At 58.7% G+C, this 14506-nt stretch carries 17 protein-coding genes; 11 read left to right on the top strand and 6 right to left on the bottom strand.

The annotated features are described in order from the left end of the window. The 5 genes from LWH94_RS04275 to LWH94_RS04295 form a co-directional block, all read right to left on the bottom strand. Positions 1-654 (bottom strand): OmpA family protein, encoded by a 654-nt coding sequence (locus LWH94_RS04275; RefSeq protein WP_232901348.1) that lies wholly within the window; start codon positions 652-654, stop codon positions 1-3. Next, the gene (locus LWH94_RS04280; RefSeq protein WP_232901349.1) at positions 654-2726 is read right to left on the bottom strand and encodes a DUF802 domain-containing protein; all 2073 of its coding nucleotides are present in this window, start codon (positions 2724-2726) and stop codon (positions 654-656) included. The genes LWH94_RS04275 and LWH94_RS04280 overlap by 1 nt, the downstream gene beginning before the upstream one ends. Continuing rightward, on the bottom strand, positions 2723-3409 hold the full coding sequence (locus LWH94_RS04285) for a DUF3348 family protein (RefSeq protein ID WP_232901350.1): 687 nt from the start codon (positions 3407-3409) through the stop codon (positions 2723-2725). Before LWH94_RS04285 ends, LWH94_RS04280 begins: the two co-directional genes overlap by 4 nt. 105 nt (positions 3410-3514) lie before the next feature. Further along, positions 3515-4642 (bottom strand): MFS transporter, encoded by a 1128-nt coding sequence (locus LWH94_RS04290; protein ID WP_232901395.1) that lies wholly within the window; start codon positions 4640-4642, stop codon positions 3515-3517. Positions 4643-4807: 165 nt separating this feature from the next. Next, on the bottom strand, positions 4808-5059 hold the full coding sequence (locus LWH94_RS04295) for a hypothetical protein (RefSeq protein WP_232901351.1): 252 nt from the start codon (positions 5057-5059) through the stop codon (positions 4808-4810). Positions 5060-5312: 253 nt separating this feature from the next. Between LWH94_RS04295 and LWH94_RS04300 the strand changes: the two genes are divergently transcribed. Both LWH94_RS04300 and LWH94_RS04305 read left to right on the top strand, forming a co-directional pair. Continuing rightward, positions 5313-6287: a DnaJ C-terminal domain-containing protein gene (locus tag LWH94_RS04300; RefSeq protein WP_232901352.1), complete on the top strand. Its 975-nt coding sequence runs from the start codon at positions 5313-5315 to the stop codon at positions 6285-6287. Positions 6288-6298: 11 nt separating this feature from the next. Continuing rightward, a complete protein-coding gene (locus tag LWH94_RS04305; protein WP_232901353.1) occupies positions 6299-6643 on the top strand; it encodes a chaperone modulator CbpM in 345 nt (114 codons plus the stop codon). Between the two features lie 27 nt (positions 6644-6670). Here the strand turns inward: LWH94_RS04305 and LWH94_RS04310 are convergent, their stop codons facing one another. Continuing rightward, entirely contained in the window at positions 6671-6847 is a 177-nt protein-coding gene (locus LWH94_RS04310; protein WP_199456722.1) for a DUF6435 family protein, read from the bottom strand. A gap of 199 nt (positions 6848-7046) precedes the next feature. Here LWH94_RS04310 and LWH94_RS04315 point away from each other — a divergent pair, with 199 nt between their 5' ends. The 9 genes from LWH94_RS04315 (at position 7047) to LWH94_RS04355 (ending at position 14488) form a co-directional block, all read left to right on the top strand. Continuing rightward, the gene (locus LWH94_RS04315; RefSeq protein WP_232901354.1) at positions 7047-7448 is read left to right on the top strand and encodes a hypothetical protein; all 402 of its coding nucleotides are present in this window, start codon (positions 7047-7049) and stop codon (positions 7446-7448) included. Between the two features lie 124 nt (positions 7449-7572). Beyond that, positions 7573-8304: a DUF5666 domain-containing protein gene (locus LWH94_RS04320; protein WP_232901355.1), complete on the top strand. Its 732-nt coding sequence runs from the start codon at positions 7573-7575 to the stop codon at positions 8302-8304. Between the two features lie 78 nt (positions 8305-8382). Continuing rightward, complete coding sequence (locus LWH94_RS04325; RefSeq protein ID WP_232901356.1) at positions 8383-9240, top strand: DUF6502 family protein; 858 nt, start codon at positions 8383-8385, stop codon at positions 9238-9240. Beyond that, complete coding sequence (locus tag LWH94_RS04330) at positions 9237-9635, top strand: hypothetical protein (RefSeq protein WP_232901357.1); 399 nt, start codon at positions 9237-9239, stop codon at positions 9633-9635. The genes LWH94_RS04325 and LWH94_RS04330 overlap by 4 nt, the downstream gene beginning before the upstream one ends. 178 nt (positions 9636-9813) lie before the next feature. Next, on the top strand, positions 9814-11082 hold the full coding sequence (locus tag LWH94_RS19510; protein ID WP_232901358.1) for a DUF5666 domain-containing protein: 1269 nt from the start codon (positions 9814-9816) through the stop codon (positions 11080-11082). Positions 11083-11091: 9 nt separating this feature from the next. Further along, positions 11092-11673, top strand: a complete 582-nt coding sequence (locus LWH94_RS04340) for an acyl carrier protein phosphodiesterase (protein ID WP_232901359.1) — start codon at positions 11092-11094, stop codon at positions 11671-11673. Between the two features lie 13 nt (positions 11674-11686). After that, positions 11687-12418 (top strand): DsbA family protein, encoded by a 732-nt coding sequence (locus LWH94_RS04345; protein ID WP_232901360.1) that lies wholly within the window; start codon positions 11687-11689, stop codon positions 12416-12418. Positions 12419-12708: 290 nt separating this feature from the next. After that, on the top strand, positions 12709-13728 hold the full coding sequence (gene trhO / locus LWH94_RS04350; RefSeq protein ID WP_232901361.1) for an oxygen-dependent tRNA uridine(34) hydroxylase TrhO: 1020 nt from the start codon (positions 12709-12711) through the stop codon (positions 13726-13728). 25 nt (positions 13729-13753) lie between these two features. Next, positions 13754-14488 carry a DUF481 domain-containing protein gene (locus tag LWH94_RS04355; RefSeq protein WP_232901362.1) on the top strand — a complete coding sequence of 245 codons (735 nt, stop codon included), beginning with the start codon at positions 13754-13756 and terminating at the stop codon, positions 14486-14488. Positions 14489-14506: the final 18 nt, after the last annotated feature.

Below are 14506 nucleotides of genomic sequence, written 5' to 3' on the forward strand. Positions count from 1 at the left end.
TCAATCACCTTCCCCGGTTTCAGTATCCTCAGCCGACGAAGGCGCCCGTGGCACGGTACTGATTTCCACCCGCCGGTTCTGGGCCCGGGATTCGGCATCGACGTTGGGTACTGCCGGGTGGTGAGGACCAAAGGCGGCAGCGAATACCCGGTCATTGGGCAAGCCCAGCTCTGTGAGGGTTCGGGTAACCGTCAGTGCCCGCTGGGCCGACAGGCCCCAGTTGTCCTGATAACGATTGCCCGGATGCATCGGCAAGTCGTCGGTGAATCCGCTCACCATCAGCAGTTCATCGTGCTGTTCCAGGTAGGCCTGTAACGGGCGAATCAGTGATTCCAGCACTTCTTCACCTTCGGCCTGCAACTGATCTGAATTCAGCTCGAACAATACGTTCCCGCTGATGCCGATGCGGCCATCCCGGAAAGTCACCAGCCCCTTGGTGAGCGGGTCTTCCAGGGCTTGCTCCAGGGCGATCCTGCGTTGCTCTTCCGCTTCCCGCTTTTCGATTTCCTGGGCCAGGGACTGGCTCAGCTCCAGCTGAATGCCGATCACCCACACCAGAATCAGCGCCAGAATACCCACCAAAGCAGCCATCAGGTCCGAGAAGATGGCCCAGACCGGTGCCGATTGTTGTTCGCCGCCTTCCAGCTGTTCCATCAGCCGGCCTCGCTGGGTTCAGCCCGGCGCAGTGCTGCGGCGGCATCAATCACATCTTTCTGGGCACTGACGCTGAGATCAATCACCTCACGGGCCTGGGCGACGTAGTAAGCCAGTTGCTCATCGTGCCGGTTACCGGCCTTGTCCAGCGCTTTCTGGATATCCGCCAGGCTGCCGATGACCTGCTGGTTGGACTGGCTGAACAGCTCAATGGCCTGCGCGAAGGCATCGCTCAGGGCGCCGACTTCCTGGCTACTGCCGGTAATGTCGTCGCCCAGTTTGCCCAGTTGCTGGCTCTGTTCCTGGATCAGGGTGTTGAAGCGTTCGCTGATGCCGGTCAGGGTTTCGCCGGCGCCGGTGATCAGGGTATCCACCGCCTCCCGCTGACTGTCAGCGGTGCTGCGCTGGTTCTCCAGCAGAGTGTCCAGTTCCTGAACCAGTCGCTGGCGTTCCTCCAGCAGCTCGTTTTCCCGCTCGCTGTTGCGGGCGATTTCCGACTGCAGCTGTCGGATCACCTCGGCGGCGGCCTTCGGTGTTTCCGAGGCCGTCTCAATCAGGCGGGTCATGGGCGCTTCCAGTGCAGTGCCTAGCTCGCTCAGGTGGCGGGCTGCTGTGGCTTCCAGTTGTTCCATTCGCTCGTTTGCAGCCCGGGCTCGCTCGCTTTCCTGTTCCCGAAGCTGATCGAGCTGAGCGGCAACGGTGCTGACCAGTTCCGCCAGCCCGGCCTGTTGCTGCTCAATCAACCCGGTGCTGCTGGTCTGGAAATGGCTTTGGTATTGAGTCAGCGCCTCATTTAATGCTGCCAGCATGTCGTCACTTTGAGCCTGCTGTCGGGCCAGACCGGCCTGCCAGTGTTGCGACACCTCAGCTCCGGCGTTGTTCAGGCGTTCACAGCTCTGTACCAGTTGTTGCTGCTGTTCCTTGAGCCAGGTTTGGTGCTGGTCGTTGATGGTGCCAAGCCAGGTGTGGAGCTGTTCCTGCAACTGGCTTTGACTTTGTTCGTTCTGCTTTGAGAGGGCCGCTAGCGTCTCCTGGTTCTGGGCCTGCTGTGCAGTCAGATTCTGCTGCCAGCGTTCGCCCGCCTCTGTGGTAACTGTCTGAAACCCGGAGATCAATTCGGTGAGTTGTTCACGGGCATTATCTGCCCAGCTTTGTTGCAGGCCGTGAGCATCCTTCTGAAGCTGCTCCAGGGCCTGGACAACAATGGGCTCAATCCGCTCTGACGCTTGCTTTGCAGTGTTATCCAATGCCGTTTTCAGGGAGTCGGCCACGGAGTTGGCCAGGGTCTGGTAGTGGTGGCCGACCGTGCCGTGGAATTCCTGCTGGTTGTGAGTCAGGGACTGTTCCAGTTGCTGGCCAAGTTGCTCCATGCGCGCCGTCATGCGTTCCATGGCCGAGGCCATTTCGGGCAGGGCTTTGGCCTGGCTTTCCAGTGCCTGGAACGCCTGGTGGCGTTGATGATCTGCGGATAGATGATGCAGCTTGTCGCGCAGAGCACTATCCAGTGCGCGGGAAGCCTGCAACCGGTCCCGGCGGCTCAGGGTGGAGGCCAGCCCCAGCATGGCGGAGGCCGCCACGCCGGCAATGGAGGTGCCAAAGGCCAGGCTCAATCCGGCAATCGGCGCGGCCAGGGCGCTGCGAATGGCGCTGAGTTCGGTGCTGTTGTCCAGTGCCGAGGCGGCGCCGCCCAGGGTCACAATCATGCCCGCAAAGGTGCCCAGCAGGCCCAGCATCACCAGCAGGCCGGTCAGGTAGGGTGTCAGTTGCGGGCCGGGTAATGCGGCGGCATGGCCCTCGATTCGCCGTTGCACCGGGAACTGCATCGGGGCGGGCAGTGTGCCAAGCCAGTGGTTAACCTGCTCCTGGCTTTCAGGTAACTGATGAACCTGTGCGTTCAGTTCGCGGGTTTGTCGGCGGAAATTCACCAGTTCGCCAAAGCCGAGACAGTAAACGGCGCCAATCAGGCCGGTAAACGCCAGCGCCAGCAGGTCGGAACCGACAAATCCGGCACCAATCCAGGCTACCACGGCCAGGCCGATGGCAAACGCCAGGGTAAAGAACAGTTTACTCATGGGGTGTTGTTAACCTCTTTGTGGCAAGCCTCCAGCAAACCCAGAACCGGTTCCAGCCGAACATCCAGTTCAGCGAGTAACAAAGACTGCGCTTCCTCGCAGTAGCGGTGGAACCAGTCGGCCGTTGTGGCCGGGGTGGGGCTTTGCTCCGGGGTGGTCGATCGGTGCTCGAATCGTTGTTCAAGAACCTTGGGAATATGGGAAAAACACTGTGCGGTATACCCGGCCATTGTTTGATCAAACACGGCGTCCAATTCGGCCAGGCGGGCCAGTTTCGGGCCCTGATCTTTCATCGATTTTCGAACCTTGTCCCGCAACTGACGGCTGTTGGCCGCCACTTTGCGTTGGAGTGCGAGCCAGGCATTGAGAGCGGCTTCAAGCTCGGGTTCACCGTCGAACTCCAGATCTGCGCCAAACCCGCGAATACGCTGAACCAGCGCGCGGCGTACTGTTGCCAGCTCCTCGGTTAACCGCTCTACCATGGCGCCCTGAGGCGTGCCTGGCTGTTTCGCCCGATAACCAATGGCCGCATCCAGAGTCATGGTGTCGCCCAGGCCAAACAGCCGGCTCAGGCGCTCTGCGAAGCAGGGCAACTGGGTGCCGTTCAGCGTTGTCGCTGAATCATCCAGTTGGCGCAATAGCCTGGCTCTGAGGCCAGTATTTGCCAGAGGTTGCGAGGGCATTGGCTGGGGTTTCACTCCGGTTTCCGCGCAGGTAACGTTCAAAGCTCGCTATTCTACTGGCTAAGCGGAGTGAATGATAATGACTGTAGCGTGAGAAATGAGCGCCTAGCTGGCCTCTGGCACCGGCTCAGGCCGGCGCCAGGCAACCAGGAAAATCATCAGCCCGGCCACGGCGGTGGCAGCCCCTACGTAGCCAGTGGACTGCCAGCCGAAGCCGGCGGTAATGGCCAGCCCGCCCAGCCATGGGCCGAGGGCGTTGGCGAGATTGAACGCGGCGTGATGGGAGGCAGCGGCCAGAGTCTGGGCGCCGGTTGCCACGTCCATCAGGTGGGTTTGCAGAGCCGGGCCCAGGGCTACCATTAATGCGGTCAGGAAGCAGACTACGAGTAACACGGGCAATGAGCCTGTGGCAGACGGAAAGACGCTCAGAATCATGGCGCTGAACACCAGGATCACGCCAACGGCCCGGAATTGCAGACGGTCAAACAGCCAGCCACCAAGCAGGTTGCCCACAAAACCGCCCATCCCGAACACCACCAGGGCCACGGGAATCCAGACCGCATCCACTCGGGGGACTTCCAGCAGTGTCGGGGCAAGGTAACTGAACACCGCGAACATGCCTGCGAAGCCGATGGCACCAATGGCTAGCGCAAACCAGATTTGTGGTTTGTTAAAGGCGCGGACTTCGCTTAGCGGGCTGTGCCTTTGTTCCTGGGGGTTTTTGGGCAGGAACAGCGTAATCAGCACCACGGTTAGTAACGACACCAGGCCAACAAAACCAAAGGCATAGCGCCAGTCCATGGATTGCCCCATCACCGTGGCCAGGGGGTTGCCGATCAGTAGTGCAAGTGTCAGCCCCATCATGATCTGGCTCACCGCCTTGGCCCGCTTGTGTACCGGCACCAGTGAAGCTGCCACAAGTGCGGCAACACCGAAGTAGGCGCCATGGGGCAGTCCGGCAATAAACCGGAAAACCAGCAGGGATTCGTAATTGCTGGCCAGGGCACTGGCCAGGTTGCCCAGCGCGTAGAAGGACATCAGAAGAATGAGCAGCTGCCGCCGGAACAGTTGCGCACCGAGAATGGCCAGAATGGGTGCGCCGACTACTACGCCCAGCGCATAGGTGGAGATAAGGTGGCCTACCTGTGGCTCAGAAACGCCGAGATCCTGGGCGACATTGGGCATCAACCCCATGATGGCGAATTCACCGGTACCGATACCAAAGCCGCCCATCGCCAGCGCAAAGACGATCAGCCAGGTTGGAAGGCCGGACTCGGAATTGTGGTTGGCGGCGCTCAATCTGATCTCCTTGATCCAATCAGGGAAGAGAAAGCCCGCCATTGTCAGGGTTGGGTGTGCTAACGGCTATAAGCGATTATGAGGATGGACGTTAGCTTGCTAATTCAAGCCGTAGCGGCGTTCGCGCTCAAACCTGAAAAAGCCCTCTTCCCGTTCGATGGTCGGGGCAAAAATGGAATCGCCCACAAAGACCACCTGGTCGTTGTCGGCATCGGTCACTTTGTCGTTGCTCAGCAGGTAGCCGAGTTCGCTGCAACCGGAAAACAGTAAGGCTGCACTGAGTGCCAGTGCGGGTTTCAGGGCGTTGCTGGCAAGCGCCGAGAGCGACCAGCAGTGTGCTTTATTTATCATTGTTAGAGCTCCATGTGTAAGGGGTAGACCATTCGTCTACGGATACTGCCCTTCAACTATTGTCCAAGCTCCGGCGTTTCTCGACCGCAAATAGAGGTGAAAGGTTGTCAGATCCGGCCACGGGAGAAAGGGTGTGAACCCGGTCTCAGTGTTTGACCTGCAGCAATGCTGCAAGGAAGCGGCTTGTAATTTCCACAGCAGCGACAAATATAAAGAGTCAGAGATCACATTTTGGTCAGATGCGAGGGGTTACATGGACTTCAAAGACTATTACGCCGTTCTGGGGGTGAGCGAGTCGGCTACGCCCGAGGACATCAAGAAGGCCTACCGCAAGCTGGCGCGCAAATATCATCCGGATGTGAGCAAGGAAGAGAACGCCAGCGACAAGTTCAAGGACGTGGGCGAGGCCTATGAAGTACTCAAAGACCCGGAAAAGCGGGCCGAGTACGACCAGCTGCGCAAATACGGCGCCCGGGCCGATGGCTCCTTCCAGCCGCCACCCGGCTGGCAGAGTGCGTCCGGCTTTGGTGGCGGCGGATATACCGAAGCCGATGCCCGGCAGTTCAGCGAGTTTTTCGAGGAGATTTTTGGCGGCGGCCGGCATGGCGGGTTTTCGGGCGCAGACTTCGGTGGCGGTGGTTTCCGCCAGAGCGCGAAAATGCGCGGGGAAGACGTTCACGCCCGCCTGGCCCTGTTCCTGGAAGAGGCATTTAACGGCTGTGAAAAACAGGTGTCGTTCACCGTGCACGAGATCGACAGTCATGGCCGGATGGTGCCCCGGCAGAAAACCCTGAAGGTCAAGATTCCCGCTGGTATGCGTGAAGGCCAGCACATTCGCCTGAAAGGCCAGGGCGCGCCCGGTGTAGGCGGTGGCGAGCCGGGCGATCTGTTCATTGAGATTGAACTGGCACCTCATCCCCATTTCTCCATCGAGGGTCGGGATGTACTGGTGACGGTACCGGTTGCACCCTGGGAGGCGGCACTTGGCGCTACGGTGACGGTGCCGACGGTCAGCGGAAAGGTAAATGTGAAAGTACCCAAGGGCTCCACCAGCGGGCGCAAGCTCCGGCTTAAGGGCAAGGGGTTCCCGGGCAAGCATCCCGGGGACCAGATTGTGGTATTGCAAGTGGCCATGCCCGAGCAGCACACGGCGGAAGCCGAGAAACTCTACGAGAAGCTGGCTGAGCTGGAGAAAGGGTTTGATCCGCGCAGCAAGCTGCACGTGTGAGGGAGGCGAACATGACGAGCAAAGACCGGATTCTGACCGTGGAAGTCACCGACACCGATGGCACCACCTTCTCCCTTCGGGAGATATGCGAACGCGGGGGCTGCCACGCCGAGTTTGTGATCAAACTGGTGAATTATGGGGTTATTTCGCCCCTGGACGAGGTGCCGGAGATGCGCCAGTGGCAATTTGATGTGGCCGCCCTGAGCCGCCTGCAGAAAGCCCTGCGCCTGCAGCGCGATCTGAAACTCAACCTGCCCGGGCTGGCGATGTCCCTGGAGCTACTGGACGAAGTGCAGGACATGCGCCGGGAGGTGAACCGCCTTAATCAACGGATCCGCCATTTGATGGGCGAATAGCCAACGGGCCGGGGCTGAGGATTGCTGTCAGCCCCCGGCTTTGTCCAGCTGCTGGATTTCAGCGTAGATTTTTTCCGCTTCCTCCATCAAGGTGCCGTGGCTGCGTAGATCGCCGTTGCGTTGCGCGTGCAATGCCTTGGCCAGCTTTTCCTCATAGGCCTTTTGCAGTTTCTTCTTCGGATCGCTCTTCAAGAACCCCAGCATAACCGGTCTCCAGGTTTGTGTTTCTTCTGCTGTATACGTTCGTTGTCCGGTCAGGTTCAAAAAAGTTCATGAACAAAAACTGGACAATCTAAAAGTTTGGGATTATTTTCCCATTTAACGAATTGGGAATAATATCCCAAATGAATGGGCGCCTAGTGAGCATGCGCCGGATTGAGTGAAATCAGCCTGGAGATGGAACATGAAACGTAACGGACTTTCGAAAGCGATCAAGTTGGTGATGGCCGGAGCTTTAGTGGGTGGCCTGGCGGCCTGTGGCGGTGGTGGCTCCGGCTCTTCCGGCTCCGCTGACACCAGCGCCAGCAGCCAGGGCACCAGTGTGGGTGCGGTTACCGGCTTTGGCAGTGTGTATGTGAACGGCACTCGCTTTACCACCGATGGCAGGGTGGACAGCGATGACGGGCTCGAGCGGGAAGACCAGCTGGACAAGGGCATGATCCTGAAAGTGAAGGGCAGCTGGGACGACCGGGGTGAAGGCCGGGCCGATGACATTTCCTATGACGACACCCTGCGTGGCCCGCTGACAGCGGCAAGCTGGGACGCCTCGGCCAATACCGGCCAGCTTGAAATGCTGGCCAGGTGATTGGCCTGACCAATGAAACCGTCTTCCGTGGCGCAACCCCGGAGCAACTGGCGGCCAGCCCAGCGAGTTACCGGGTGCGGGTGAGCGGCTGGCGCTGGACGATGGCAGCTTCCGGGCCAGTTACGTGGGCGCCAGGGTTAGCGGACTGGCTTTCGACGATGACAATGAGGTTGAGCTGGAAGGCGTGGTACAAAACCTGGATGCCGTAGCCCGAACCTTCACCATTAATGGTTTCTCCGTCAATTACGAGTTGGCCAGTGGCGACGATGACTTCGATCTGGATGACCTGAGCGACGGCATGGCGGTAGAAGTGGAAGGCTATCTGCAGGATGGCATCCTGATGGCCAAAGAAATTGACGACGAAGACGACCTGTTTGATGACGACGATGACATCGAAATCTCCGGTGATCTCTACGACTACGACAGCAGTACCCGAACCTTCCGCATCAATGGTGTGCTGGTGCAGATCGACAGCGACACTGATTTCGATGACATCAGCGCCAGCAGCCTGCAGGACGGTGTATTCGTCAAGGTAGAGGGCGACTTCCGAAGCGGTGTCCTGCTGGCCGAGGAAATTGAAGGCCGGGAAGGCGATGACGAGGTGGAAGGCCGGATCGAGCAGATCGACCTGGCCAGTGAAGTGCTGATTGTCAGTGGCGTTCGGGTTCAACTCACGGCCAGCACCCTGATTGATGATGACGACGATGACGATGGCCGCCGTAGCCGGGTAGACGACATCAACGCCTTTATGGTCGGTGACTATGTAGAAATGGAGGGTCGCCGCCGGAATGGATACCTGGAGGCCTTCACCATCGAGCGTGAAGACGACGATGACGATGACGGTGATGACGACTGACCGGTAACCCCGAAACGGGCCGCAGCGCTGGCGGCCCGTTCTGGCTTTTACAATCGCTATGGGAATACAATCCCAAACATGACTGATGCCAATGCCAACCCCCTCCACAAAGCACTGTTCCGCATTTTGCGGCCCCTGGCCCGTTTGTTGCTGCGCAACGGTGTGCCTTTCGGCGAATTCTCCGAACTGGTCAAACGCGCCTATGTGGAAGCGGCATTGGAAGATTTCAGTGATGGCCGGCGTAAACCTACGGATTCCCGGGCAGCGGTTATGACCGGCCTTACCCGCAAGGAAGTCAAACGCCAGCGCGAAATCCTGGCTGGCCAGAACCCTGCGCGGGAATCCCGGTCTAACGCCAACCGGGCATCCCGTGTGGTGTCTGGCTGGGTGCACGATCCGGCTTATCAGGCTGACGACAAGCAGCCCGCCATGCTGGATTTTGAAGGTGCCGGCAGCTTCACCGAACTGGTGCGCAAGTACAGCGGAGACATGACGCCGCGGGCTGTGCTGGATGAGCTGATGCGGGTGGGCGTGGCTGTGGTAGAGCCGGACTCCGGCAGGCTCCAGCTAAAACAACGAGCCTACGTACCGGCCGGTGACAGTGAGGATATGCTCCAAATCTTCGGTGAAGACGTATCTGATCTTGTAGCCACCATCGATCACAACCTGATCAGCCGTTCGGCCGGGAAGCCGCCGCTGTTCCAGCGGACCCTGACCTACGACAACATTCCGGCAGACGTGATTGAACGATGGCGGGAGATTTCGGCGGAACGGTCCCAGGCGCTGCTGGAACAACTGGACGACTGGCTGGGGCCCCATGACCGCCAAGGGCCTGGAAACCCGGATGAAGGCGCTAGCAAAGTGCGTACCGGCGTTGGCATTTTCTATTTCGAAGAACCGATACAACCGGACACCAGCGGAGATAAACGCTCATGAGCCCGAAGATCACAACGGTGGAGCCAGCCCGATGGCAGCCGACCGGGCTGGTGACTACCCTGCTGTCACCCGGTGCCCGGCAGGTGATCAACTGCTGGTTGGGAACCGGTGACTTCCTGGATGAGCAGCACCAGCCCAGAATACTGCTGGCCCTGGCCGAAGGGGATGACGCCTTTACCGACCTGGTGCGTTGCGCCAACCCCGAACTGGTGTCTGCCGTTGTGCTCAACGAACTCCTGCGCAAGGGCATTGTCGAGGCCCTGGAAAGCGGTCATGTTCTGTTAAGACGCAGCGCCTATGCTCCTGCGGGGCAGCCTGAACCGGAATCGGTACTGGCTGAGCCTGAAGACCTGTTAAGCAACGGCATTCCACGCCGCCGCTTCAACGATACCTGATAACCATGGCCGGCCCGGATGGCTGGCGGGAGAGCACAATGACGTCTAACCAACTCCGTAAACGCCTTTCCCTGGCAATCGCACCTGTGGCGGTGGTGGAGGCGGCGGTATCGGTATAGCCGACGGCGGCATTCGCGGCACCGGCTCCAGTGTTGGGCCGGTTTCCGGGTTTGGTAGTGTGTTTGTGAATGGGGTGAGGTTTGAGACCAGCAACATACTGAATCGGCGTGTTGAAAATAACGACGGGCTGTCCAGCGAAGATGATCTTGAGAAAGGCATGATTCTTCGCGTTGAAGGGCAATGGAGCCCGGACGGCACGGGTACAGCCGAATCCCTCGAATACGACGACACTTTCCGTGGCACCGCGGCTAATGTCTCGGTAACTAAAGTCGACTCCTCCGGATCGCCGGAGACAGGTACCTTCACCGTTCTGGGCCAGACTATTTCGTTCGATCGACGCACCGTTATCCGGCTGGATAACGAGTTTGCAGATGCAAGCGCTCTTGAAGGCAAGCTGGTCCGAATCAGTGCATGGCCGTCCGGGGATAGTTATCGGGCGAGCTATATCGGTGAGCTGGACACTCTGCCCGAGAACCTGGTCGAGTTGGAGGGCCTCGGGCGTTACGATTCTGGCGATCTGCTGATCGGAACACAAAGAATCATCGTTCCTGGCGACAGCGTTTTCGCTGATGGTTTGACTGCTGATGCTATAGGGCAGGCTGGCCAGCGTATTGAAGTTGAAGGTGAGTATGACGGTGCAATCATAACCGCAAGGGCCATTCGCCCGGCCGATGATCGCCGTTACGAGGGGCAAGAGGGCGAGGATATTGAGATTACCGGTACGGTTTCTGGTTACACGCCTCGTGCAACAGGCTTCTTCGTTAACGGCGTTGCCGTCTCGATCACGTCAGACACAGAATTTGACGACCTTGATCGAGGCCAGCTGACGGACAATATGCTCGTCAGAGTGGAGGGTGACTTCCGTGATGGCACTATAGTGGCGGAAGAGGTTGAGCTGTTTGAAGGGAATGCGGAGGTTGGGGCTTCTGTTATCAAAGCGGGCCGTCTGCCTGACAGTTGGGATATCGGCGGTGTTATCGTTGTTTTGACAAATTCCACCGTGATTGAGTTCGATGATGGCTTATCCTCCATTTCTCCGGGTGTTTCGGCTGAAGTGGAGGGTATAGAGCGCACCGGCAATGATGGAAACGTCTTCCTGGAAGCGCTCACTGTGGAGGTAGAAAGCGATAACAGCCCAGAATATGAGCTTACGGGCAGGCTTGATAGAACTTACACTGGTTCAGGCTCTATAAAGGTATTGGGCTTGGTGTTGAATAACACCCAGCCCGTCCCGGACTGCGATATTGTCGAGGTAGAATATTTGGCAGCCGGCAGCACCGGCTACGTTGTTGATGAGCTGGAATGCGCAGAAGATGATGATGACTAAGGCCCAAGCATGAACCACCTCGCCCACACCTTCCTCGCCCCTGACTCCCCCAAGGCACGTGTGGGCAGCATCCTCGGAGATTTCTCCCGGGGTGTGGACTGGTCGGCCTTGCCACCTCCGGTACTGGAAGGCGTTCGCCACCACCTGGCAGTCGATAGCTTCACCGACCAGCACCCGCAAGTGCTGGCCAGCAAGCGGCTGTTCTCCAGTCAGCGCCGGCGTTTTGCCGGCGTGGCGCTGGACATTCTCTACGACCACTTCCTGTTGCGGCACTGGTGCCGGTTTGCCGACTGCGGGAGTGGGCAGTTTGTGCAGACGGTCTATCAGGAGCTGCAGTGCCACGAACAGGTCATGCCACCTGCCATGGTCAAAGTCACCCGCCGTATGGTGGAACACGACTGGTTTGGCGCCTACCAGGACCTCGACAACATAGGCTTCGCCCTGGACCGGGTTGCCGGCCGCATCCGCTTCCCCAACCAATTCACTGGAATAATTGACGAAATTCGGGACAATGAGCCGGAACTCGAGGCGAATTTCCTGACGTTCTTCCCGGAACTCCAAACCTTCGCCCGCCAGTTTCCGAACGTATAACAAGGAGCCCCAGATGGGTGAAGCCAAACGACGCAAACAAACCGGCGCCCCCTCGCCAGCCAGGAAAAACAACAAAAAGCCCCTGCTGATTGCAGGTGCATTGGTGGTTGTTGCGGCTGTGGCCGCCGCCCTGTACTTCCTCACAACCCCGCCGGCCCCGACCTCCGACGAACTGCCGGTGGCCGCCGCGAACGCCGAACCTTTCCCGGCCTTCCTTGACCAGTACGGCACCTCCGTTGGCCCCGAAAACGCCAGAGTTGTCGTGCGTGAATTTGCCGACTACCAGTGCCCCGCCTGCGCCCGCTTCGCCGAAGCCAGCCAGCGTTTGAAGCAGGAATACGTCGAAACCGGCAAAGTCCGCTTCGTTTACTTCGACCTCCCCCTGCGCCAACACCAGAACGCCATGCCCGCCGCCCAGGCTGCCCGCTGCGCCGGTGACCAGGGCCAATACTGGGCCATGCACGACAAACTCTACGACGCTCAGGGCGAATGGAGCGGCTCCAACGACCCGATAGCCACCTTCACCCGCTACGCCAACGGCATGGACCTCGAAGAACGCCGCTTCCGCCGCTGCATGGAAACCGAACTGCACAAAGAAGCGGTAGAACAGAGCCTGCAGGTTGCCGTTCAAATGCGTGTTTCCAGCACTCCGACAGTGATGGTGGACAACATCCAGCTGACCCGCCCGGGTTGGGGGCAGTTGTCTGCGGTCGTAGAGCGTGAATTGAATAAAACGGCAGACTAAAGCTCTCGCCTGGTAACGCAGCATGCGTTGCGGCGGCTAGGCGAAGAGTTAGCCCTGGGTGGGGGATGTCTTTCCAAAATCGTGCGGAGCCATGGATGGCGGAGCCGAGCGTACAAGGACGTATTCACAGCGTATTTTGGAAAGACATCCCCCAGTCAGGGCGGCATCCATGGCACCTTCCACGGCTAGCACCTACTTGCGTCCAAACTCAGGTTGGTTAAACTCTGCCCCCTTCCGTGAACACCACAAACCATGCTCCGGATTTACGATCCGGCCCGCAGGAGAAAACCATGAGCAACAACATCGTTGTCTGCGCACTGTACAAGTTCGCAGTATTGAATGATTACAAAGACCTACGCCAGCCCCTGCTGAACCTCATGCTGGAAAAAGACGTCCACGGCACCCTGCTGCTGGCCCGTGAAGGCATCAACGGCACCATCGCCGGCAGCCGTGAAGGCATCGACGCCGTCAAAGCCTGGCTCGGCAGCGACCAACGCTTTGATGGCGTGGACTACAAAGAATCCTTCGTGGAATTCCAGCCGTTCAAACGCACCAAGGTCAAACTCAAGAAAGAAATCGTCACCATGGGCGTGCAAGGTATCGACCCGAAGCGCGTCGTGGGCACCTACGTAGATCCCAAAGAATGGAACGACCTGATTTCAGACCCGGAAGTGCTGCTGGTCGATACCCGTAACCAGTATGAAGTGGAGATTGGTACCTTCAAAAACGCCGTCAATCCGGCCACTGACACCTTCCGGGAATTTCCCGAGTATGTGAAACAGAATCTGGACCCGCAAAAACACAAGAAAGTCGCCATGTTCTGTACCGGCGGCATTCGTTGCGAAAAGTCCACCGCTTACCTGAAAGAACAGGGGTTTGACGAGGTGTATCACCTCAAGGGCGGCATTCTGAAGTACCTGGAAGAGGTGCCTCAGGAGCAGAGCCTTTGGCAGGGCGAGTGTTTTGTATTCGACGACCGGGTTACCGTCAACCATAACCTGGAGCGTGGTGATTACGACCAGTGCCACGCCTGTCGCCGGCCCATTACCGAAGACGATAAACAGCGCCCGGAATACGAGCAGGGTGTGAGCTGCCACCAGTGCATCGACTCCCTGACCGAGGAACAGAAAGCCCGGTTCAAGGAGCGTGAGCGCCAGATGCGCCTTGCCGAAGAGCGTGGTGAAGCCCACGTAGGTGGCGAAGCCGCCCGCATCATTGCCGAGCGCAAGGCCCGCAAGAAGGCCGAGCGGGAGCAACAGGCCCGCAGAAGTCTGGAGGGGGAAAGCGCACGTAAGTCTGCGTCGAATTGAAGAAAAACCCAACCAAGGAGAAACTATGTTGATCAGGAAACCGCTGGTAGTCGCCTGTATGGCACTGGCCCCGATGGTTCATGCCCAGGAAAGCGGAAACTGGAAAGGCGAAGCCGAACTGGGTGTGTTGGTGACCTCCGGTAACAGTGAGGAAACCAAGGTGAACGGCCGGCTGGGACTGATTCACGAAACCGACACCTGGCGTAACAGCGGCGATTTCAGCTCCAAGTACACCGAGGCTGAAGACCAAACCACCGCCGAGGAATACAAGGCTGCGCTGGAAGCCGACTACAAGTTCGACGACCAGCAGTACTGGTTTGTGCGCGGGTCCTGGGAAGATGACCGTTTCTCCGGGTACGACTTTGAATCCACCCTGACTACCGGTTATGGCAACCGGGTGTGGCAGTCTGGCGACCGTTCCTTCCTGGACCTGTCTGCCGGCGCCGGTTATCGCTACAACAAGCTCAAGCAGGTGGACGTGGACACCGGTCGTGACGTGGAAGAAGAAGCCATCGCGCGGCTGGCAGGCCAGTTCGATTACGGTTTGTCTGAAACCTCCCTGTTCCGGCAGAAACTGAGCACGGAAATCGGCCTGGATGACAACAACACCATCACCCAGTCTGAGACCTCCTTGCAGAGCACCATCGTGAACAGCCTGTCCATGAAAGTGGCGTTCCGGGTGAAGCATGTATCGGATGCGCCGGAAGGTTCAGACAAGACCGACACCGAAACGTCGCTGTCTTTGCTCTACGGTTTCTGAGCAGCGTCGGTTAAAAAA

Origin of the sequence: Marinobacter sp. G11, from assembly GCF_021282325.1 — a bacterium.
Taxonomy (GTDB): domain Bacteria; phylum Pseudomonadota; class Gammaproteobacteria; order Pseudomonadales; family Oleiphilaceae; genus Marinobacter; species Marinobacter vinifirmus.